The sequence below is a fragment of the Mesorhizobium sp. GbtcB19 genome (genome assembly GCF_019091085.1).
Classification (GTDB): Bacteria; Pseudomonadota; Alphaproteobacteria; order Rhizobiales; family Rhizobiaceae; genus Mesorhizobium.
In genome coordinates this window covers 1-236 of record NZ_JAGXJY010000534.1, presented here as the reverse complement: position 1 = coordinate 236, position 236 = coordinate 1, and the positions used below count along the sequence as shown (strand labels likewise).

Here is a 236-nt window from a genome sequence, read left to right as displayed (position 1 = left end):
GACTCCGGCCATGCCGGCCAGGACAATTTCGTCCCGCCCCATCCCGAATATTGCCACGACCATCAGCCGGGTCGGCTGGTGCGCCACGAATGCTACGCCGAGGACGGAGGCTCCAACGAAACCCTGGCCCGGTCGCAGGACTACGAGAGGATGCTGGGTTTGGCGCGCCGGTTCAAGCCTGCCAGGGTCGACGGCCGGATGTTCTTCCGCCGCCGGCACGACATGGTTCGCGGCAG

General features: G+C 66.9%; 1 protein-coding gene. It reads left to right on the top strand.

The features are described from left to right. A partial coding sequence (locus KVT37_RS32950; RefSeq protein WP_217579100.1) for a hypothetical protein occupies positions 1-236 on the top strand: 236 nt, incomplete at both ends.